We start from the raw sequence: 20,823 nt of genomic DNA on the forward strand, positions 1-20,823 counted from the left end.
GCCCGTCCCCCCGGGGGGACGGGCACCCGCGCCTCCAGAGGTTCAGCGGTAGTCGCTCTTGAGCTCGCGCCCGTGGACGATGATCGCGTAGATCACGATCACGTCGAGCGCGATCAGGATGACCGACCACACGGGATAGGCCGAGATGAACGCCAGGTTCACCAGGGCGCTCAGGAACGCGATCCCGACACCGACGACCCGGGCCGCCATGTTCCCGGCCAGCAGGCCGATCCCGGCCAGGACGCCCACGACGCCGATGATGATGTGGGCCCATCCCCACGCGTTGTAGTCCACGTTGACCACGAGGCCGCTCTCGCGGACCAGGTAGAAGCCATCGTCGAACACGGCGATGAGCCCCTCGATCGCCTGGAACGTCCCCAGCATGATCAGCATGACGCCGCCGAAGACCACCCAGCCCGCCCAGGCGGTGGGTCCCCGTTCGTAGCTCTCGTCGGTCACCGGCGAGCGGCGGTTCGAGGTGTCCGTCATGTGCCTGTCCTCCTTGGTCCGGCCTCGGTTCCGGGCCGCCCCGGGAAGGGGGTGACGGGCGGGCGAGGTCCTGGGTACTGGTGCGTCAGCAGCGTGCGGCCGGTGAGGGCGGCCCGGCATCGTCCGGACCGCATGACCGGCGGTCCCACTGCGGGCGCTCTCCTCGCTCCGACGGCTCGACCGCTCACCCGGCCGGGTCGTGCGGAACCTGCCCGAGCACCGGGTGGGTGTCCTCGCCGGGCGACGAGGGCCTGGGGCGGCGGCGAGCCGGCCGCAAGGGGACGACGTCGGCCCCGGTGTCGGCGGGGCCCGGGACGTCGCGCTCGTCCCCGGGTGGCCGGCGACGACCGCCGCGCGGCGGCTCCGGGGTCCGGCGGATCTCCAGGAGCTCCACGTGCCGCTCGATCAGCCGGTGCACGACGTCGGTGAGGTCGCGGTCGGCGGGGACGCGGAGCCGGCGCACCGTGTTCCGCGGCACGCTGGAAGGTCTGACCGGCACCCGGAACGTCGCCAGCGCCGCCGGGCTCAGGAGTGTCCCGATCCGCAGCTCGAACCGGTTCCGCGCCTCCTCCATGGCCACCGCTCCCTCCTGGCCGGCCCCGCCGGCCACGTGCCGTGCGACCCTGACGACGATGGCGCGACCGCCGGTCGCACGCCTCGTCCGCCGGGCATGACCGTCCTCAGAGGAGGCCGCGCTCCCTCGCCCGGCGGACGGCCTGGTTGCGCCGGCTGACGGCGAGCTTGCGCAGGATGCTGCGGATGTGCGTGCGGACGGTGTTCACGGAGATGAACATCGTCGCCGCGATCTCCGCCGTGGACAGCATCCCGGCGAGGTGCTGGAGGACCTCCATCTCCCGGTCACTGAGGTCCTGGATCACCTGCGACTCATCGAGGTGCGCCGCGGTGCGGTGCCCGTCGGGGCGCGGCTGGGCGGTCGACGACGGGCTCAGCCACGCGGCGGGCTCCTGCAGCCGGGGGTGGGTGCGCAGCAGCCGGCGTGCCTGGGGCGGTGTGTCGATGAACGGCCAGCGCAGCAGCTCCGGTCGGGCGAGCTCCAGCGCCGCGGCGAGCTGATCCGCCGCGGTGGGCACGCGACCGGCCTCCAGGAGCTGGCACGCCTGGATCACCGCGGCCTCCACCGCGGCTGCGGGGACCGCGGGCGGTTCGTCGTCGGTCGGCGCCGTCGAGGCCGGGTCGCCGGACAGCAGCCCGACCGTCGCGCGCAGCCGCCGGCTCCACGGCTCGTCACCGCTGGTGTCCCGGAGGATCGCCAGGCCGTCGTCGACGTGCCCGCGCGCCACGGCGAGCCGGACCACCTCGGTGACCACCTCCTCGGCCACCCACCGGGGCAGTCGCGGTCCGCGCAGGTGCGGGCTCAGGCACTGCTCGGCCGAGTCGTACTCGTGCCGGAGCCGGAACAGCTGGCTCTGCAGCACCGACAGCAGCGCCGGTGTCGTGGAGGACCAGGGCGTCTCGTGGCCCCGGTCCCGCGTGCGGGCCCGCGCGCGGACCAGCCACTCACGCGCCTCGGCCAGGGCGTAGCGGCGCAGGTGGACCCACGCGAGGGCGGCTGCCGCGGCCGGTTCCCGGTCGGCCTCGTCCCGGCCCCCCTCGCTCGCGAGGGCGTCGGCCTCCTCTGCCAGGTGGGCCGCCCGGGTCAGGTGGCCCTCCAGCGCCTCCAGGACCCCGAGGTGGGCGAGGGTGCGGCTGCGCAGCCGGCGGGAGGCCGCCGTCTGGGCGGCAGCTGCCGCAGCGCGCAGCCCGGTGAGCAACTGAGCGGTCGGTGCGTCGGTGCCGAGGCACGCGATCGCGCGCAGGGTGCTCACCACCGCCACGCACTCCCGGTGCTCGCGCCGGTCTTCGTCGGGGAGCGCGGCCACGAGGGACGCGGCGGCGTCGGCCTCGGCCAGCAGCGCGACGGCGTCGGTGGCCGCTTCGGCGTCCGCCACGAGGCAGGTCAGCGCCGCCGAGACGCGCAGCGTCGTCGGATGGCCCTCACCCCGGGCGGTCGCCGCGACGGCGCGGTCGGCCGGCGTGGGTGCCGAACCCCCGGCCAGCGCGGCGGCGCTGCGGATGACGGCGGCCTCGGGGCCGGGGAACCCGGCCGGGAGCGCCTGGATCCCCCGGAGCGCGGGGTCGGACCCGTGGGCCAGCAGGCGCACGACCAGCAGGTCGTCGATGAGCAACCGGGTGACGAAGCCCCAGTCCTCCGCGGCGACGGCGTGGCCCACCGCCTCCGGGGACCGGCCCGCCTCGGCGTACCAGGCCGCGCAGGTGCGGTGCAGGCCGGCGACCTCGCCCGGGTGGTCGTAGGCCAGCTGGGCCTGGAGCATCTCCCGGAACAACGGGTGGATCCGGAACCCGCCGGGTGCCCCGGGTGACTCCTCGACGAAGGCGTTGGCCCGCGCCAGCCCGGCGAGGACCCGTCGGCCGATGGGCCGTCCACAGAGCCGGTCCACCAGGTCCGGCCAGCACTCCGCGGTGACGCTGACGCGCAACAGGAACCGTCGGACGCTGGCCGGCTGCCGCTGCAGCACCTCAGCGAACAGGTACTGGGCCACGCTGCCGTCGTCGTGCGCCAGCCCCGTCACCAGGTGCTCCGGTGGCGCCCCCTGCTTGAGCGGGGCGGCAGCCAGCCGCAGGCCGACCGCCCAGCCCTGGGCCTCGGCGCACAGCGCGCGGGCGACCTCCGGCGACACCGGGACGCCCATGGCGGTGAGCAGGTCGCGGGTCTCGTCCGGGGTGAACGCCAGCTCGTCGCCGCGGATCTCGGACACGGTCCCCGCCAGCCGGTACTGGTGGAGGGGCAGCAGCGGGTCGGCACGGGCGCACAGCACCAGCCGCAGCCGGCTCCCCCCGTGGCGGACGAGCAGGTCGAGACCCTGGGTGATCGCCCGGTCCGTCACGTGGTCGGCGTCGTCGAACACGAGCACCACCGGCCGGGGCAACGCGGTCACGAGCGCGGCCAGCTGCGGGACGAACCAGCTGGGCGGCGACTCGCCGGGCACGAGCGCGGGCAGGCCGGTGCACGGGACCCCTGCGGCGGTCAGCGCTCCCACGACGTAGTTCCAGAAGGTGGCGGGGTCGTCGTCGTAGTCGTCCAGGGTGAGCCAGGCCACCGGCCGGCCGTCCTCCCGGCTCTGCCGCCAGGTGGCCGCGAGCACGGTCTTGCCGGAGCCCGCCGGCCCGCTGAGCAGGGTCAGCGGGGAACGCTGCACGGCCCGGGACAGCTGGCTGACCAGGCGGGGCCGCAGCACGGTCGCGTGCGCGGGCTGGGGTGGGGCGAGCTTGGACGTGAGCAGCGCGACGCCCTGCCGGGTGGCCACCGGTGCCGTGGGGGACGGAGCAGCTGCGTGGTCCGGCGACCTCGCCATGGCTCCTCCTCCCGCCTGCGGACCGGGCCGTTCCCCGAACTCGCGCCCCTCCCCCCGCGATGCCGCCGGATGTGCGCTCGGCCCGCGCCTCAGCGTCGTCCGGTCGTGCGCAACCAATCAGAGCCAAAGGTCCCGGCGGATGCGCCGCCAGGTGAACAGCGCGCAAACGCCGTGGAGCATGCCGCGCCGCACGCGGTGACCGGCTCACCCGTTCCGGATGAGGGGCCACCCGCCGTCCTCGACGGATGCTGACTGCTCCGACGGCCGGGGAGGCCTCATGATCCCGACAGTGGACGACGGCCTCCGGTGGCCGTGAACCCGGTGGACCCGCCGGTCCGGAACCTCCGGCCGGTCGAGCCGCCCGACGCGCTCGGCGCCCCGCCGCCCTCTCCCGAGCCGGCCGCCCCCGAGCCGGCCGCCCGGACACGACGGGGCGATGACGCGGTACGGGACGCGGTCGACGGTGCCCTCGCCGTCCTCGCGGTCGCGGCGGCCCTCCGCCGGTACGTCCTGGACACGGCCGCCCACGCGCGTCGCGCCGTCGTCTCCCGCCTGCCGCTGGTCGGCCACCTCCCTGCGCTCCCGGACGGGCTCGCGCACCCGGCGTCGGCCGCCGTGCGCGCGCTGGCCGGGATGGCGGACCGCCTCCTCCCCGACGTGACCCGGGCCGTCCTCGCCCGCCTCGACGTCCTGGCGCTCGTCCGTGAGTACGTGGACCTGGACCGGCTCGCGGCGCTGCTGGACGTCGACGCGGTGGTGGCGCGGGTGGACCTCGACGCGGTCATCGACCGGGTCGACGTCCAACGGATCATCGACCGGGTCGACCTCGACGCCGCGGTGGCCCGGGTGGACCTCGACGCGATCATCGACCGGGTCGACGTCGGTCGGGTCGTCGACCGGGTCGACCTCGACGCCGCGGTGGCCCGGGTGGACCTCGACGCCGCGGTCGACCGGGTCGACATCGCCCGCATCCTCGACCGCGTGGACGTCGACGCCGTCGTCGACCGCGCCGACATCGACCGCGTCCTCGACCGGGTGGACCTCGACGCGATCGTCGACCGGGTCGACGTCGGTCGGGTCGTCGACCGGGTCGACCTCGACGCCGCGGTGGCCCGGGTGGACCTCGACGCCGCGGTCGACCGGGTCGACATCGCCCGCATCCTCGACCGCGTGGACGTCGACGCCGTCGTCGACCGCGCCGACATCGACCGCGTCCTCGACCGGGTGGACCTCGACGCGATCATCGACCGGGTCGACGTCGGTCGGGTCGTCGACCGGGTCGACCTCGACGCCGCGGTGGCCCGGGTGGACCTCGACGCCGCGGTCGACCGGGTCGACATCGCCCGCATCCTCGACCGCGTGGACGTCGACGCCGTCGTCGACCGCGCCGACATCGACCGGGTGATCGCCCGCACGGACATCGCCGGCCTGGCCCGGTACGTCGTCGCGGTGATCGACCTGCCCGCACTGCTGCGCGCCTCGAGCGACTCGCTCACCTCCGACATGGTGCGCACCGTGCGCGACCAGGGCGCGGACGCCGACCGGGCGGTGGAGCGGGTCGTCGACCGGCTGCTGCACCGGCACGGCCGCCGCACCGCGACGGCGGACCGGACGACCGAGCCCGACAGGCCGGGGGCGGACCGGTGACCACGGCAGGCCAGCGGCCCGTTCCCGACACCGGCCGTCCCTGGCACGACGCCCCTCCACCGGTCGTCGTCTCGGCGGCCCGCGCCGGCATCCGGGGGACCCGCGCCGGCCTGGTCACGCGGTCGCTGGCCAACGTCGTCGACCTGATCGTCGTGGCGGTGCTCGTGGCCGGCGGGTACGCGGGCGTCTCGGCGACCCGCTTCCTGCTGAGCCCGACCACCTTCTCGTTCCCGGTGCTGCCGTGGGCGACGCTGCTCCTGCTCGGCCTGGGCGTGCAGGCGGCCTACTTCACCGTCACCTGGGTGGAGGCCGGCGCCACGTACGGCGACCGGCTGCTCGGCCTCCGCGTGGCCGACGGCCGGGGAGCCCGGCTGCGCTGGGGCCGGTCCGCGGTGCGGGCGGTGTTCTGCGCGCTCGTCCCTGTCGGACTGGTCTGGGTGCTGGTGAGCCGGGACAACCGCTCGGTGCAGGACCTCCTGCTGCGGACCTCGGTCCTCTATGACTGAGCGGCCGGCTCGCCCACCCGACGGGCCGCCGGCGCCGGCGGCCGCGGCCGGCGACGGGGGCGTGCCGGAGCCCGAGGCCCGCCGCGCCCTGCCGCTGTGGCTCAGCGTCGTCCTGGGCGTCGCCGGTGCGGCCGGCGCGCTCTGGGGCATCTCGACCTACGCGGGGCTCCTCGCCCCCGTCCTGCTGGCGTTCGTGCTGACCGTCACCGCCTCCCCGCTGGTGGGCGCGCTGGTCCGCCGCGGCGTGCGGCGGGGCTTCGCGGTGGCAGTGACCGTCGTGCTCGTGGACGGCGGACTCATCGCGTTCGCCGTCGCCCTCGTCGTCTCGGTGGGCCAGCTGGCGACCGTCCTCCCGCAGTACGCCGACGAGTGGCAGCGGTGGGTGGACGACGTGCGCGGCGCCCTGGCCGCAGCGGGCGTCGGCCGGGACCAGGTGGAGCAGGTCGTGGGCTCGCTGGACCTGTCCTCGGTCGTCTCCGCGGTGGGTGGGCTGCTGGCCGGCGTGGCCGGGGCGGTCGGTGCTCTGGTCCTCGTGCTGGCCACGGTGCTGTTCATGTCGGCCGACGCCACCGGGATGCCCGAGCGGCTGGCCGCGGTGCCCGGCACCTGGCGGCTGCGCGCGGCCCTCGGCGACTTCGCCCGCAACACCCGACGCTACCTGGTGGTGACGACGGTCTTCGGGTTCGCCGTCGCCGTCGTGGACTACGTCGGGCTGGTGCTGCTTGGGGTCCCTCTGGCCCTGCTGTGGGGCCTGCTGTCCTTCCTGACCAACTACGTCCCCAACATCGGGTTCTTCCTCGGGCTGGCGCCGCCCACCCTGCTCGCGCTCCTGGACGGCGGCCCGCGGACGGCGCTCCTCGTCGTCGTCCTCTACTGCGCGGCGAACTTCGTGCTGCAGTCGGTCATCCAGCCGGTCGTCGTCGGCGACGCCGTCGGCCTGTCGGTCACGCTGACCTTCCTGTCCGTCCTGGTCTGGACGGTGGTCCTGGGGCCCCTGGGCGCGATCCTCGCGATCCCCCTCACCCTGCTGCTGGTCGCCGTGCTGGTGGCGCAGGACCCGGACCGGCGCTGGGCGCGGGTCCTGCTCGCGGGGGCGTCGGGCGGGTCAGCGGCTCCGGAGCGATCGGCCGGGTCCGGCCGTCGTCGCCGGCGTGCGGGCTCCCCCGCGCCGGCCCCGGCGCCGACCCCGGCGCCGCGGTCGTCTCCGGCGGACGATGACCGCACCGTCCTCGACGGGCCAGTCTCGGGTCGGGCGGGGACGCAGCCCGCTGGCCCGCCCGCACCCGGTTCGCCCGAGCCGTGATCAGCGGTGGGAGGCCCGCCATGACGACCCTCGCTCCCCCGTCCGACGGCTTCGCCGTCCTGGACGCCCAGATCGTGCGCGCCCTCGGCGAGCTGCGGGCGGCGCGGCTGGCCTGCACCAGGACGAACAGCCGGTTCGGCCTCGCTCGCCAGGAGCGAGCCGAGGCCGATCTCAACGCGCTGCTCGAGTACCGCCACGCCGCGCGGCACCGGTGACGGCGCGGCCGGGTCGACCGCGACCGGGTCGCGGGCGGGGCCGGTGCGGTGCCAGGGTCCGGGCATGACCAGCCTCGACGACGTCGCCGCCCTCGCCGCGCAGGAGTCCCACCTCGCGGTCGTGTCCACGGTCCGGGCCGACGCGACCATCCAGGCCTCGGTGGTCAACGCGGGGCTGCTCCCCCACCCGGCGACCGGTGAGCGGGTCCTGGGCTTCGTGACCTACGGCCGGGTGAAGCTCGCCCACCTGCGCGCCCGCCCCCAGGTCACGCTGACCTTCCGGCACGGCTGGCAGTGGGCGACGGCCGAGGGCCGCGCGCAGCTGGCCGGGCCCGACGACCCCCAGCCGTGGCTGACCGACGCCGACCGGCTGCGCCTGCTGCTGCGCGAGGTGTTCACCGCGGCCGGCGGCCGGCACGACGACTGGGACGGCTACGACCGCGTCATGGTCGAGCAGCGGCGCACCGCCGTCCTCGTCCAGCCGGTGCGGGTCTACAGCAACGCGTGACCTGCCCCGGGCCTACGAGGCGGTGCGCATCGTCAGGTCCTCGAGCGAGACGACGTACTCCTCCGTCTCCTCGTCCACGGAGACGCCGTAGGTGGTCGGGTAGTAGGCGGTCTCCTGGTAGGCCTCGGGCAGCTTCAGCGGCGCCTCGAGGTCGGGGCCGCTCAGGAGGTAGTCGCGGGTGATCATCGGCTCGGCGAACACGTACCGGCCGTCCCAGACGCCGTTGATGATGATCTGGGTGAAGTCGTACTGACCGGGGACGAGGCTGGTGTCGGTGGAGTCGACCAGGTGCACCCCCATGCCCGGCACGGCCTGCTCGGCGGCGGTCCCGCCGGGGGGCAGCACGTAGTCCTGCGGCACGTACCGCGGCTCCGGGAAGTGCTCGGCCTTGGCCGCGTACTCCGGGTCGGCCGGGGTGATGGCCTCGATCGTCGCCATGTCGACCGTGTCGAAGTGGAAGTCGAAGTGCGGGCGGCCGAACAGTCCGAGGGGTTCGTGTCCCTGCGGGTTCCAGTTGAACATCACGTGGTCGAACGCCGTGTCCGCCGCCTGGTCGGGGAAGTCGATCATCAGCGTGAGGCCCTGCTCGGGGAGCCCCTCCAGCGCAGCGGGCGTCATGCGGACACCCACCTCGCTGGGTGCGCCGTCGTCCACCACGACGTAGGTCGCGACGCTGCCGTTCCCCAGGGCCTGGGACGGGCTGGTGAAGGTGCCGCTGTCGGACGGCGGATCGGTGCTGGACTGCGCGGGCTGGACGGCGCAGCCGGTCAGGGAGGTCAGCCCGGTGCAGGCGGCCGCGGTGAGCACGACCCCGCGGAGGGCGCGGGAAGCAGCCATGGCCCTTCCCTTCCTGGGAGTGTCTCGGACGGGTGGACCGCCGCACCCGATCGCCCGATCGGGCGGGCGGGGCGTTCCCCGACCGCGCGGGCGGCCCTCCTCCCTCGGCGGGGAACCGGGCGCGGTCGGCCGCGGCGGGGCCGGCAGGTGCCGAGGGGTCGGTCATCGCCGCCCCGTCCGGAACGGCCCGGTCCACCGGTCCGGCGGGAGGACTGGCGGGTGCTGCGCCACGGCTGCACGAGGGATCGGGTGCCGGCTCGCCGGAGCCGTCCACGACGAACGCTGGACGCCCGTCCGCCGCGGGTCAACACGCCCGGACACGGCCCGCGCGGAGACGGACGACACGCTGCGCGTCGTCCGTCTCCGCGCACCACGGATGACCCCGGGTGCGGTGCCGGCCGCCGGGCTCCTGGGCGCCCGGCGGGACCGGCCGCACCCGGCGGTCACTCGTCGAACACGAGCGCCGGGGTGTCGTGGCGCAGCGTCTGCCCGCGGAAGAACTCCGGGTGCCGCGAGCGCCACAGCAGCATGAGCACCGCCCCGGCGAGCAGCAGGCCGATCCCGATGACGAACACGCTGCCCACCCCGAACACCGACGAGCCGCTGCCGTAGGCCGGGTCCAGCGTGTCGACCGCCGTCTGCACGAAGACGGCGGCCAGCGCCAGCCCACCGAGCAGCGGGAGCACGCCCTTGAACAGCAGGTCGCGGGCGCTGCGGCGCAGCTCCCGGCGGAAGTACCACACGCAGGCGAAGGCGGTCAGCCCGTAGTAGAAGCAGATCATCAGGCCGAGCGCGTAGATCGTGTCGATGAGGACGTTCTCGCTGATCAGCGTCATCCCCACGTAGAACACCGCCGTCCCGGCGCCGGCGACCAGGGTGGCGGTCGACGGGGTGAGGAAGCGGGGGTGCACCTCGGCCAGGCGCCGGGGCAGCGCGCCGTAGGCGGCCATGGCCAGCATCGTGCGGGTCGGCGGCAGGAAGGTCGTCTGCAGCGAGGAGGCCGAGCTCGCGACGACGGCGAGGAACAGCAGGAAGGCCAGCCCCGGGCCCATGACCGGCCCGGCGAGCGCGGCGAAGACGTTGTCGCTGGTGTCCGGGTTGCCCAGGCCCGTGCCCTCGGTCCCGACGCCCGCGTACATCTGCACCACGATCGCCACGCCCAGGTAGGTGACGATGATGACGAGCATGGTCAGCAGCGCCGCGCGGCCCGGCGTCCGGGCGCTGCCGGCGGTCTCCTCGTTCACCGTCAGGCAGGTGTCCCAGCCCCAGTAGATGAACAGCGACAGCGACAGGCCGGCGGTGAAGGCGCTGAACGAGCCGATGGCGGTCGGGTCCAGCCAGGAGACGTCGAAGGAGATGCCGCCGGGCGCGTCGCCGGCCTTGACCAGCGCGAGGACGGCGAACAGCGCCAGGACGGCCATCTGGAAGCCGACGAGCACGTACTGCAGCCGCTTGGTGACCTCCACGCCGCGGTAGGTGACCCAGGTGGCCAGCGCGACGAAGGCCACGCAGGTCAGCACGTTGACCAGCTTGTCGTCGCCGAGCGCCGCGACCGACTCCGAGCCGGTGAGCTCGCCGAGCAGCAGGTAGAAGAAGGAGACCGCGACCCCGGCCAGGTTCGACAGCACGATGATCGTGGCCAGCAGCGCGCCCCAGCCGCACAGCCAGCCGACGTAGGGGTTGAACGCCTTGGTCGTCCACGTGAAGGACGTGCCGCAGTCCGGCGCCTCCCGGTTGAGCTCCCGGTAGGCGTAGGCCACCAGCAGCATCGGCAGGAACCCGGCGAGGAAGACCGCCGGCATCTGCAGCCCCACCTCGGCCACCGTCGGGCCCAGCGTCGCGGTCAGCGCGTAGACCGGCGCGATGCTCGACACGCCGAGGACGACGCTGGCCAGCAGTCCCACGGAGTTCTTGGACAGGCCCTTGGCCCGCAGGTCGGTGTGGCCGGTCGCCGGCCGCTGGTCCAGCGTCATGCGGTCCTCCTCGTCGGCGCCGCCCGCGCGGCGCGCCCGACCCCGGCCGTGTGCCGGGGCTCACACTGGGAGCCAGCCAGGCGGCCGCCCCGCCGGGAAGGGTCCGTCGTGTACACCCGGTGCCGTCGGGGACGACGGTCCGGCACGGCGATACGCACGGATCCCGGCGTGCAGACTGTGGCAAGCGACTGTTTCGGGTGCGTGACGGGGACATGCCTTCTGTTTCCGTTGACCGCCTCCACGCCGGGTGGTGAGCTTCCCCCGGCACCACCCCCGACCCCAGGACGACGCACATGCCCCGCTACGGCGCCCAGTACGGGCCCGACATCACCTACCTCGGCATCGACCGCTGCGACCTCGACGACCCGGCGTCCTTCGCCGGCGCCGACGTCGTCGTCCTCGGCGCGCCCTTCGACGGCGGGACCTCGCACCGCCCGGGCACCCGGTTCGGCCCGCAGGCCATCCGGATGACCGACTACCTCGCCCACGACGGCTCGCGGCCGAGCCTGGCTCTGCGCACCGACGGGCTGCGCGACCTGCGGGTGCTCGACGCCGGTGACGTCGAGATGTACTCCGGGGACATCGAGACGGCGCTGCCCGCGCTCGAGGCCGCCGTGGAGACGGTGGCCCGCTCCGGTGCCATCCCGGTGGTCCTCGGCGGGGACCACTCGATCGCCTTCGCCGACGCCAAGGGGGTGGCCAACGTCCTCGGCCACGGGCGGGTGTCGATGATCCACTTCGACGCGCACGCGGACACCGGCGACATCGAGTTCGGCTCGCTGTGGGGGCACGGGCAGCCGATGCGGCGGCTGATCGAGTCCGGCGCGCTGCGCGGCGACCGGTTCCTCCAGATCGGCCTGCGCGGCTACTGGCCCCCGCCCGAGACGCTGGACTGGATGGCCGCGCAGCGGATGCGGTCCTACGAGATGACCGAGATCGGGCACCGCGGGCTCGAGGAGTGCTTGACCGAGGCCTTCGGCATCGCCACCGACGAGTGCGAGGGGGTGTTCCTCTCCGTCGACATCGACGTCTGCGACCCCGGGCACGCGCCGGGCACCGGCACGCCGGAGCCCGGCGGGCTCACCGCCCGGCAGCTGCTGGACTCGGTGCGCCGGATCTGCCTCGAGCTCCCCGTCGTGGGCGTCGACGTCGTGGAGGTCAGCCCGCCCTACGACCACGCCGACATCACCGCCGCCCTGGCCAACCGGGTCGTCCTCGAGGCGCTGTCGGCGATCGCCCGCCGCCGCCGCGACGCCCGCGACGGCACCCGCTGGAACCCGTCCCTGCCCCTGCTCGCCGACCGCCCGACCCCGGAGGAGAAGCCGTGAGCGCCCATCCCCTCGACCCGCTGACCGCCGACGAGTTCCGCGCCGCCGCGGGGATCCTGCGCCGCGACCGCGGGGTCGACGAGCGCTGGCGGTTCGCCTCGATCGAGCTGCGGGAGCCGGCCAAGGACGCCGTCCGCGCCTTCCGGCCCGGCGACCCGATCTCCCGCGCGGCCCGGGTCACCTGCTGGAGCCGCGACGACGGGACGCCGTACAAGGCGGTGGTCTCGCTGACCGACGACGCCGTCCTCTCGTGGGAGGCGGTGCCGGGCGAGCAGGCGAACATGACCCTCGACGAGTGGCACGAGGCCCACGAGGTGCTGATCGAGCACCCGGACGTCGTCGCGGCGCTGGCCAAGCGGGGCATCACCGACCTCGACCTGGTGCTCATCGACACCTGGGCCTACGGGCACTCGCTGATCCCGCAGGGGCTGCAGGACCGCCGGGTCGGCTGGACCGACGTCTGGCTGCGCTCGGCCCCCGGCGCCAACCCGTACGCCAACCCGGTCATGGGCCTGCACTTCGTCGTCGACCTCAACACCATGGAGCTGCTCCAGGTCGAGGACACCTCTGCGCCGGCCCGCCCGGACGTCATGGGCGAGTACCTCCCCGCCCTCGTGCCCGGGCTGCAGCAGCGCACCGACGTGAAGACGCTGGAGATCACCCAGCCCGAGGGCGTCTCCTTCACCCTCGACGGCAACGAGCTGCGCTGGCAGAACTGGACGATGCGGCTGGGCTTCAACCACCGCGAGGGCCTGGTGATCCACCGGGTGGCCTACGACGACCGCCCGATCGCGCACCGGCTCTCCTTCGCCGAGATGGTGGTCCCCTACCGCGACCCGAGCCCCGACCACCACCGGCGGACCGCCTTCGACATCGGCGAGTGGGGCCTGGGCTTCATGACCACCTCGCTGGAGCTCGGCTGCGACTGCCTCGGCGAGATCACCTACGTCGACGCCGTCCTGCACGACAGCCGCGGCGAGCCCTACGCCATCAAGAACGCCATCTGCCTGCACGAGGAGGACGACGGCGTGCTGTGGAAGCACGTCGACGAGCAGTCCGGGGCCGAGGTGCGCCGGTCGCGGCGGATGGTCGTCTCGTTCCACGCCACCGTCGCCAACTACGAGTACCTGACCTACTGGCGCTTCTACCAGGACGGCACGATCGAGTGCGAGGTCCGCGCCACCGGGATCATGGTCACCAGCGCGTTCGACGGCGCTCCCCCGCCGTACGGCACGGTGGTCGACGAGCGCACCTACGCGCCGTTCCACCAGCACTTCATCGTGGCCCGCCTCGACATGGAGGTCGACGGACCGGAGAACACCGTCGTCGTCTCCGAGAGCGAGGTTCTGCCGGTCTCGGAGGACAACCCGCACGGGCTGGCGCTGGTGCAGCGCACCCGGCCGCTGCTCACCGAGGCCGAGGGCCGGCAGGACGTCGACTTCGCCAGCCAGCGCAGCTGGAAGGTGGTCAACCGCCACCGGACCAACCGGCTGGGCACACCCACCGGCTACAAGCTCGTCCCCTCCGGCGCCCTCCCGGCGCTGGCCGACCCGAACGCGCCGTTCCGGCAGCGGGCGCAGGCCATCGACCACACGCTGTGGGTCACCCGGTTCGACGAGGACGAGCGCTGGCCCTCCGGCGAGTTCTGCAACCAGAGCCGCGCGGACGCCGGGCTGCCGGAGTGGACGAAGGCCGACCGGCCGATCGCCGACACCGACATCGTGCTGTGGCACGTGTTCGGCATCCACCACATCACCCGGCCCGAGGACTGGCCGGTCATGCCGGTGGACGTCGTGTCCTTCTCGCTCAAGCCGGTCGGGTTCTTCGACCGCAACCCCGCCCTCGACGTGCCCCCGTCCCCGAAGCGCTGCCACTGAAGGAGGGCCCCGTCCTCCCCGGCTCCCGCGAGCTCGGGGCGGACAGGGAGGACGGGGCCGCCGCGTGCGCCAGGGGGTGGGCTGCCCCGCTCAGGCGGTGTCGCCGGGCTCCGCGGCCAGCATCGGCGACCGCCGGGTGCCCCACGCGTAGGTCTGCTTGCGCAGGCCGAGGTAGAGGTGGGTCTCGGTGGACTCCACGCCCTGGACGGCGCGGATGCGGGTGACGGTGTCGAGGAGCTGGTCGTCGTCCTCGCACACCACCTCGACGAGCAGGTCGACCGACCCGGCGGTGATGACGACGTAGTCGACCTCGGTGAACTCGGCGATGCGGTCGGCGACGGCGCGGGCGTCGCCGCCGGTCCGCACGCCCACCATGGCCTGCCGGGAGAAGCCGACCTGCAGCGGGTCGGTGACCGCGACGATCTGCATGACGCCGGCGTCGAGCAGCCGCTGAACCCGCTGGCGCACCGCGGCCTCCGACAGCCCCACCGCGGTGGCGATGCGGGCGTAGGGGCGGCGGCCGTCCTCCTGGAGCTGCTCGATGATCGCGCGCGAGACGTCGTCCAGCACGAACTGTCCCCGGATGCTCACTCCCCGGCCTCCCCGCCAACGGTCCGTCGTCCCGGCGGCTCCGGGCTCTGCGGATCGTATCCAGGCTCGCCGCGGACGGGGTCCTCTGTCCGGGTGGCTTCTGGCTACGATTCCGCCACTCCGACCCCTCCCCCGACGACGGGATCCGCAGTCATGACCACCACGGCACAGGACGTCACCCCCCTCGGTCAGCCGGTCGGCGCGGACGCCACCGCCAATCTGTGGCTGCACTTCTCGCGGATGGGCGCCTACCGCGACACCCCGCCGCCGGTCATCGTGCGCGGCCGCGGGGCGGAGATCTGGGACGACCGCGGCCGGCGCTACCTCGACGGGCTGTCCGGGCTGTTCGTCGTCCAGGCCGGGCACGGGCGCCGGGAACTTGCGGAGGCGGCCGCGCGGCAGGCCGAGGACCTGGCGTTCTTCCCGCTGTGGTCCTACGCCCACCCGGCGGCGATCGAGCTGTCCCAGCGGCTGGCCGCCGCCGCGCCCGGCGACCTGAACCGGGTCTTCTTCACCACGGGCGGCAGCGAGGCGGTGGAGACGGCGTGGAAGGCGGCCAAGCAGTACTTCAAGCTGACCGGCAAGCCGGGCAAGACCAAGGTCATCAGCCGGGCGGTGGCCTACCACGGGACGACGCAGGGGGCGCTGTCGATCACCGGCGTCCCGGCGCTCAAGGAGGTCTTCGAGCCGCTGGTGCCGGGCACGTTCCGGGTGCCCAACACCAACCTCTACCGGGCGCCGGTGTTCGGCGACGACCCCGAGGCGTTCGGCCGGTGGGCCGCCGACCAGATCGAGCAGGCGATCCTGGTCGAGGGGCCGGACACGGTCGCGGCGGTCTTCCTCGAGCCGGTGCAGAACGCCGGCGGCTGCTTCCCGCCGCCCCCTGGCTACTTCGCCCGGGTGCGCGAGATCTGCGACCGGCACGACGTGCTGCTGGTCAGCGACGAGGTCATCTGCGCCTTCGGCCGGCTGGGCGCGACCTTCGCCTGCGACAGGTTCGGCTACGTGCCGGACATGATCACCTGCGCCAAGGGGATGACCTCGGGCTACTCCCCCGTCGGCGCGATGATCGCCTCCGACCGGGTCGTCGAGCCGTTCCTCCGCGGGACGGCGTCCTTCCCGCACGGCTACACCTTCGGCGGGCACCCGGTCAGCTGCGCGGTCGCCCTGGCCAACCTCGACCTGTTCGACGAGGAGGGGCTCAACCAGCGGGTGCTGGACAACGAGGGCGCCCTGCGCGCCACGCTGGAGAAGCTGCTGGACCTGCCGATCGTCGGCGACGTCCGCGGCGAGGGGTACTTCTACGGGATCGAGCTGGTCAAGGACGAGGCCACGAAGGAGACCTTCGACGCGGAGGAGTGCGAGCGGCTGCTGCGCGGGTTCCTCTCCGGCGCGCTGTTCGAGGCCGGCCTCTACTGCCGGGCAGACGACCGCGGCGACCCCGTCATCCAGCTCGCCCCGCCGCTGGTCTGCGGCCAGGCCGAGTTCGACGAGATGGAGCAGGTCCTGCGGGCGGTCCTGACGGAGGCCTGGGCCAGGCTCTGACCGACCGGAGGCGCGATGTGGTCGTCGCTCCCACCGCGTGGACGGATGGTGCACCCGGTCGGTGACGCGGTCGCCGTCCAGGCGGCTTCAGCCTCGATCGTCAGGAGGTCCTCCGCGGTGAGGACGTCGTCGCCCACGATCCGGTGTCGACCAACGCCCGCCCCCGCTGAGGCCCGGTCCGGCCAGCAGTCGTCTCGTTGCAGCGATCGACCGTACGGAGCTCCGAGGCAGGGTGTGGGTGCACCCCTCGCCACGCGGACGACGCTCGCGAAGACCGGGCAGGCCCCAGGGTGCAGCAGAGCGGACTGGACGCAGGGAGGTGCCTGATGAAGGCGATCGTCGTGACGGACCAGGCGGCGGGCACGGCCGGGATGACGCTGGTGGAGCTGCCAGAGCCGCGGGCAGCGATCAACGACGTCGTCGTCGAGGTCCATGCGTCGGGATTCGTCCCGACCGAGTTGGCGTGGCCCTCGACCTGGACCGATCGCCGCGACCGTGACCGAACACCGTCGATCCCTGGGCACGAGCTGGCCGGAGTGGTCACCGCCCTCGGCTATGGCACGACGGGGCTGTCGGTGGGACAGCGGGTGTTCGGCCTCACCGACTGGCATCGCGACGGCACCCTGGCGGAGTACGTGGCCGTCGAGGCTCGCAACCTCGCGCCGCTGCCGGGAGACGTCGACTTCACGGTGGGCGCGAGCCTGCCGATCTCAGGGCTGACCGCGTGGCAGGGCCTCTTCCAGCACGGCCGCCTCCAGGCGGGGCAGAGCGTGCTCGTGCACGGCGCGGCCGGCGCAGTCGGGGCGATGGTGACGCAGCTCGCGCGGGAGTTCGGGGCGCACGTCATCGGCACCGGACGCGCGGCCGACCGTCAGAAGGCGCTGGACTTCGGCGCGCAGGAGTTCGTCGACCTCGACGACGACGCGCTGGAAGACGTCCACGGAGTCGACCTGGTCTTCGATGTCATGGGCGGTGACGTCCAGCAGCGGTCGGCGGGTCTGGTCCGAGCCGGGGGAACGCTGGTGTCCGTCGTCGGACCGGCCGAAGCACGGCCCGCCGACGGACTGGCGGTCGATTTCGTCGTCGAGTCCGATCGAGCCCAGCTGGGTGAGGTCGTGCAGCGGGTGCGGGACGGACGACTACGGACGAACATCGGCAACGTCGCGACCCTCGACGATGCCGTCGCCGCCTTCAACGCGACCGAGCGACGCAGGGGGAAGACGATCATCAGCGTTCGTCCGTGAGGACTCGGGGACGGCGACCGGTCCCGCCCTCCTCGTGGATCGGCGTCAGCCGCGTGGATCGGCCGACCGCCGCCCGGCGATGGTCATCGACGAACCCCTGTCAGGACGTGGCTGTCCCTCAGTGGACCGCTGTGGGACAGCGGGCGGCCAGCCCGCCGTGAGGGCGGCTTCAGCGACAGCGGCAACGGCCAGCGCGTGCGACACCTCCGGTTGCCGCGTGCCGGCTGCCTCCGTCGCCGAGGGCCGATGTCCTCGACGGTAGGGGCCGAGAAGGTGCCAGACGGCATCACAGGCAGTAGGGACAGCCCGTGCCGTCGGCGGCGACCGTGCGCAGGCAGCGGAGCAGCGGACCGAGACGAGTGCCCTTCGGCACCAGGGCGCGAGCACCGGCAACCCCGGCCTGGAAGCGCGCCTCGGAGCCGTCGCCGGTCAGCATGATCACCCGGGCTGTGGATCGGGCGGCACGCAGCGCCTCCGTAGCCGCGAACCCACCCATCACCGGCATGGACAGGTCCATGAACACGATGTCGGGTCGCAGCCTCTCAGCGGCCTCCACGACCTGTGACCCGTCCTCGCACTCGCCGACGACGGTGAGGTCGTCCTCGTCGGACAGGGCTTCCGCCAAGGTCCTGCGCACCTCTGGATGGTCGTCGACGACGAGCACGCGGATCTTGGCGGAGGCCCCGCCGCCACAGCAGTTCCCGGTCACCCACGCACTCCTCGTCGGCACGAGGACCTGCCGAGATCTGCTCGCTCGGCAGGTCGAACAGTCGCCAGTATCGGTGCCGGGAGACAGTGGTGGCCACCGCGAGCCCGGCCGAGGGCGCCCCTGGCGATGGGTGTCCCACAGTGGGCCGCTCGGGGCCACCACCGCCGGCTCGCTCCGAGGGGCGACCTCACCACGGACGGATGCCTGAGGCCTCTACCCGCCACCGCCCACGCCGACTAGCTTCCGCTCCGCAGCGCCGGTCGCGGAGACCAGAACCCGGGATGGGTGGTCGGGATGGGCAGCAGTTCACGAGTACCCGCGGACCTGCCGGGATGGCTCCGGTCGTACACCGCCGCCTGGAACGCTCATGACGCAGGAGCGGTGACCGAGCAGATGACCGACGACGTGGTCTACGTCGACCTGGGCACCGGTGAGCGGTTCGAGGGTCGGGCAGCGGTACGCGCCTTCGTCGAGAGGCTGGACAGGGAGTTCTCCAGCAACTACCGACTGGAGCCTGGGCAGTTCCTCGTCGACGGAGGGTCGTTTGCTGCCGAGTGGCAGATGTCGGGTGTCAAGGACCGCGGCGGCGAACAGTTCCCGGCCACCGACAAGCCATTCGAGATCCGCGGCGTCTCGGTCGGTCGACTCCGGGACGGCAAGATCGCCGAGAACAGGAGCTACTGGAACCTGGCTGGGTATCTCGTGCAGGTGGGCCTCGTGCCTGGGCCCGTGGCGTCAGACCCCACCGCCGGCTGAAGACCCACCGGCAGCGGCGTGTCCGTGAGCGGGCCGGCTCAGGGGATGCACGGCCGGTTCGCTCCGAGGGCGGCTTCGGGGACAGTTGTCCGGCCGGACCTCGCGGGTGCAGTCTCGAGCCGTGACCATCCGCTGGTTCACCGACGGCGACCGGGCCGAGCGGGCGCGGATCGCGCGCGAGCTGCGCGAGCGGGATGAGCTGCTGCTGACGTTCGCCCGGTGGCTGAGTGATCGGGCGGGCCATGACGGGCCAGTCATCGTGCCGGATCTGGCTCCGGAAACGGAGGCCCGCTTGATCCGGCTGCTGCGGGAGGGAACGGCTCCGCCGACCGCTTGAGCGCCTCCCCGGCGCTGAACGGCCGGGCAAGCGCACTGGGTGTCCCACAGTGGGCCGCTCTGGGGGGCACCGGCGCTCGCCCTCGTGCCTGCTCGGCTGCAGATCCTCCGCGCAGAACTGGAGAAGGACTCGGAGCGATTCTTCGGCCGGCTTCCTCCAGCTGATGACGTCACTGCGACGCCTGATGGGCTCAGGGAGATGATCGACTGCATCCGGCGTGACCGGACCTGGCTCGATCTACGAGCTTCGGGGAACTCCGCATCGGCGCCGTCCGGGCCCGAGCTCACCGAACTGCAGGACGTGCTGACCGCTGGGGTTGATGGTGCAGTCATCGCCGAAGAGGCGCGGCAGACGATCACTGCACGACCACCCATGGGTGTTGTGCGGAACGAGCAGATGGGAGAGGTCGTCGAAGAAGTCCGAACCCGGATCGCCCAGGGGATCGAGAGCGGCGAGCTCGGATCGCCGATCGTCCTTGCAGGCACCCCAGCCCTGCCCCATGGTGGGTCGCGCACGGCGGCTTCAGGGTCGGGCGTCCTCGCGGAGTTGCGAGACCGGAATCCGGCCGGAGGTGAGATCGGCGGCAACGGCGTCGATCTCTCTGTCTGCGCCGTAGGCGTAGCACCGGAGCACGGCCAGCGCATCTTCAGCGGACACGCCGAGCGCCAGCATGACCATGCCCATGGCCTGCCAGACCTTCGCTCGCCGCTGTGCCGCTGGGCTGTTCATCCACGATGGGCCTTCGGTGTCCGACCACCCCGACCACGCAGCGGTGCACCGAAGCCGGGCAGTGATCAGTTGCGCGACCGCACGGGCCTCGAAAGCGTCGACGCTGACCAGGCCGTCCGAACGGCAGGAGTACAGACTCAGAACGCCCAGGCCAGTGAGTTCATCGCGGAGCGGCAGCGCGACGATGCTGCGGTAGGGCGTGTGCGTCATCAGCAGGTCGTGGAACGCCGGCCACCGCCGAGGGAGGACTGGGTCGACCCCGAACACCGGCCAGCCGGAATGCGCGGCGAGCAGGCAGGGCCCGCTGCCAACGGTGAACTGTAGGCGCTCGGCCGTCGCGGCCATCTCGTCACTGGCCCCCAGCGGGGTGCGCCACCCGCCGTCGCCCTGGACACCCACGCCCACGCCGTCGACCCCGAGGATCTTCGCTGCGGTCCGGGCGAGGTGGACCGGTAGCAGCTCGTCGAATGCGTCGTCGCCGGTCTCGACCGACAGGGCGTCGCTGAAGCGCTGGGCGAGGCTCAAGGTGGCACCTGGATTCCCACAGTGCGTGCCCCCGATCCGCCCCCATCCAAGCGCAGCCGTGCACGGGCTTGCACCCCGGGGGTGCTGTCCCACAGCGGGCCGCTGTGGGGCGCCCGGCCCGGGCTGGCCATGAGGGTGGCCCATGGGACACCGACCTGTACCGGACGACGAGAACCCCGCCCGATGACGTACCACGATTGTCCAGAGACGCTCTCTGCCGACACGGGGCGGGGGTGCACACACCTATACCGAAACCGACTCGAGCGCAATCGTGGGTGTCCCTGAGCGGGCACCGAGCCAGGCTCGCCCGGGAGGCGACTCCGGAGGCGT

Annotated in this window: 19 protein-coding genes; 11 read left to right on the plus strand and 8 right to left on the minus strand. The window is 73.4% G+C overall.

The annotated features are described in order from the left end of the window. Positions 1–42: 42 nt before the first annotated feature. The 3 genes from ACI782_RS16210 to ACI782_RS16220 form a co-directional block, all read right to left on the minus strand. Entirely contained in the window at positions 43–489 is a 447-nt protein-coding gene (locus ACI782_RS16210; RefSeq protein WP_456910997.1) for a DUF7144 family membrane protein, read from the minus strand. Between the two features lie 184 nt (positions 490–673). Further along, on the minus strand, positions 674–1,069 hold the full coding sequence (locus ACI782_RS16215) for a hypothetical protein (RefSeq protein WP_456910999.1): 396 nt from the start codon (positions 1,067–1,069) through the stop codon (positions 674–676). Between the two features lie 100 nt (positions 1,070–1,169). Continuing rightward, positions 1,170–3,863, minus strand: a complete 2,694-nt coding sequence (locus ACI782_RS16220) for a LuxR C-terminal-related transcriptional regulator (protein WP_456911001.1) — start codon at positions 3,861–3,863, stop codon at positions 1,170–1,172. Between the two features lie 306 nt (positions 3,864–4,169). Between ACI782_RS16220 and ACI782_RS16225 the strand changes: the two genes are divergently transcribed. From ACI782_RS16225 to ACI782_RS16245, 5 genes are all read left to right on the plus strand, one after another. Beyond that, on the plus strand, positions 4,170–5,510 hold the full coding sequence (locus ACI782_RS16225) for a hypothetical protein (RefSeq protein WP_456911003.1): 1,341 nt from the start codon (positions 4,170–4,172) through the stop codon (positions 5,508–5,510). Continuing rightward, positions 5,507–6,016, plus strand: coding sequence for an RDD family protein (locus tag ACI782_RS16230; protein WP_456911005.1), 510 nt, complete (start codon positions 5,507–5,509; stop codon positions 6,014–6,016). Before ACI782_RS16225 ends, ACI782_RS16230 begins: the two co-directional genes overlap by 4 nt. 61 nt (positions 6,017–6,077) lie before the next feature. Further along, a complete protein-coding gene (locus ACI782_RS16235; RefSeq protein WP_456911007.1) occupies positions 6,078–7,319 on the plus strand; it encodes an AI-2E family transporter in 1,242 nt (413 codons plus the stop codon). A 20-nt stretch (positions 7,320–7,339) separates the two neighbouring features. Then, positions 7,340–7,534, plus strand: a complete 195-nt coding sequence (locus ACI782_RS16240; protein WP_456911009.1) for a hypothetical protein — start codon at positions 7,340–7,342, stop codon at positions 7,532–7,534. 64 nt (positions 7,535–7,598) lie between these two features. Next, positions 7,599–8,042 carry a TIGR03618 family F420-dependent PPOX class oxidoreductase gene (locus tag ACI782_RS16245; protein WP_456911011.1) on the plus strand — a complete coding sequence of 148 codons (444 nt, stop codon included), beginning with the start codon at positions 7,599–7,601 and terminating at the stop codon, positions 8,040–8,042. Between the two features lie 12 nt (positions 8,043–8,054). Here the strand turns inward: ACI782_RS16245 and ACI782_RS16250 are convergent, their stop codons facing one another. Further along, positions 8,055–8,879, minus strand: coding sequence for a DUF5602 domain-containing protein (locus ACI782_RS16250; protein ID WP_456911013.1), 825 nt, complete (start codon positions 8,877–8,879; stop codon positions 8,055–8,057). A gap of 443 nt (positions 8,880–9,322) precedes the next feature. Further along, on the minus strand, positions 9,323–10,852 hold the full coding sequence (locus ACI782_RS16255) for an APC family permease (protein WP_456911015.1): 1,530 nt from the start codon (positions 10,850–10,852) through the stop codon (positions 9,323–9,325). A gap of 293 nt (positions 10,853–11,145) precedes the next feature. Between ACI782_RS16255 and speB the strand changes: the two genes are divergently transcribed. Continuing rightward, on the plus strand, positions 11,146–12,180 hold the full coding sequence (gene speB, locus ACI782_RS16260; protein WP_456911018.1) for an agmatinase: 1,035 nt from the start codon (positions 11,146–11,148) through the stop codon (positions 12,178–12,180). Continuing rightward, complete coding sequence (locus tag ACI782_RS16265) at positions 12,177–14,057, plus strand: primary-amine oxidase (protein WP_456911020.1); 1,881 nt, start codon at positions 12,177–12,179, stop codon at positions 14,055–14,057. Before speB ends, ACI782_RS16265 begins: the two co-directional genes overlap by 4 nt. A gap of 90 nt (positions 14,058–14,147) precedes the next feature. Here the strand turns inward: ACI782_RS16265 and ACI782_RS16270 are convergent, their stop codons facing one another. After that, on the minus strand, positions 14,148–14,648 hold the full coding sequence (locus ACI782_RS16270) for an Lrp/AsnC family transcriptional regulator (protein ID WP_456911022.1): 501 nt from the start codon (positions 14,646–14,648) through the stop codon (positions 14,148–14,150). A gap of 153 nt (positions 14,649–14,801) precedes the next feature. Between ACI782_RS16270 and ACI782_RS16275 the strand changes: the two genes are divergently transcribed. Both ACI782_RS16275 and ACI782_RS16280 read left to right on the plus strand, forming a co-directional pair. Then, positions 14,802–16,193 (plus strand): aspartate aminotransferase family protein, encoded by a 1,392-nt coding sequence (locus ACI782_RS16275; protein ID WP_456911024.1) that lies wholly within the window; start codon positions 14,802–14,804, stop codon positions 16,191–16,193. A gap of 326 nt (positions 16,194–16,519) precedes the next feature. After that, complete coding sequence (locus tag ACI782_RS16280; protein ID WP_456911026.1) at positions 16,520–17,437, plus strand: NADP-dependent oxidoreductase; 918 nt, start codon at positions 16,520–16,522, stop codon at positions 17,435–17,437. Positions 17,438–17,723: 286 nt separating this feature from the next. Here ACI782_RS16280 and ACI782_RS16285 read toward each other — a convergent pair whose 3' ends face one another. Then, a complete protein-coding gene (locus tag ACI782_RS16285) occupies positions 17,724–18,101 on the minus strand; it encodes a response regulator (RefSeq protein ID WP_456911028.1) in 378 nt (125 codons plus the stop codon). A gap of 339 nt (positions 18,102–18,440) precedes the next feature. On the opposite strand from ACI782_RS16285, the gene ACI782_RS16290 reads away from it, so the two are divergent. Next, positions 18,441–18,902: a nuclear transport factor 2 family protein gene (locus ACI782_RS16290; protein WP_456911030.1), complete on the plus strand. Its 462-nt coding sequence runs from the start codon at positions 18,441–18,443 to the stop codon at positions 18,900–18,902. Between the two features lie 121 nt (positions 18,903–19,023). Further along, positions 19,024–19,239 (plus strand): hypothetical protein, encoded by a 216-nt coding sequence (locus tag ACI782_RS16295; protein WP_456911032.1) that lies wholly within the window; start codon positions 19,024–19,026, stop codon positions 19,237–19,239. A 522-nt stretch (positions 19,240–19,761) separates the two neighbouring features. Here the strand turns inward: ACI782_RS16295 and ACI782_RS16300 are convergent. Beyond that, positions 19,762–20,493 (minus strand): GAF and ANTAR domain-containing protein, encoded by a 732-nt coding sequence (locus tag ACI782_RS16300; protein ID WP_456911034.1) that lies wholly within the window; start codon positions 20,491–20,493, stop codon positions 19,762–19,764. Positions 20,494–20,823: the final 330 nt, after the last annotated feature.

The organism is Geodermatophilus sp. SYSU D00703 (genome assembly GCF_054050155.1).

Bases quoted from the DNA above. Each gene is read 5' to 3' on its own strand.
- ACI782_RS16210 (WP_456910997.1), bottom strand. From the start codon at position 489: ATGACGGACACCTCGAACCGCCGCTCGCCGGTGACCGACGAGAGCTAC.
- ACI782_RS16220 (WP_456911001.1), bottom strand. From the start codon at position 3,863: ATGGCGAGGTCGCCGGACCACGCAGCTGCTCCGTCCCCCACGGCACCG.
- ACI782_RS16240 (WP_456911009.1), top strand. From the start codon at position 7,340: ATGACGACCCTCGCTCCCCCGTCCGACGGCTTCGCCGTCCTGGACGCC.
- ACI782_RS16245 (WP_456911011.1), top strand. From the start codon at position 7,599: ATGACCAGCCTCGACGACGTCGCCGCCCTCGCCGCGCAGGAGTCCCAC.
- ACI782_RS16250 (WP_456911013.1), bottom strand. From the start codon at position 8,879: ATGGCTGCTTCCCGCGCCCTCCGCGGGGTCGTGCTCACCGCGGCCGCC.
- ACI782_RS16255 (WP_456911015.1), bottom strand. From the start codon at position 10,852: ATGACGCTGGACCAGCGGCCGGCGACCGGCCACACCGACCTGCGGGCC.
- speB (WP_456911018.1), top strand. From the start codon at position 11,146: ATGCCCCGCTACGGCGCCCAGTACGGGCCCGACATCACCTACCTCGGC.
- ACI782_RS16275 (WP_456911024.1), top strand. From the start codon at position 14,802: ATGACCACCACGGCACAGGACGTCACCCCCCTCGGTCAGCCGGTCGGC.
- ACI782_RS16280 (WP_456911026.1), top strand. From the start codon at position 16,520: ATGAAGGCGATCGTCGTGACGGACCAGGCGGCGGGCACGGCCGGGATG.
- ACI782_RS16290 (WP_456911030.1), top strand. From the start codon at position 18,441: ATGGGCAGCAGTTCACGAGTACCCGCGGACCTGCCGGGATGGCTCCGG.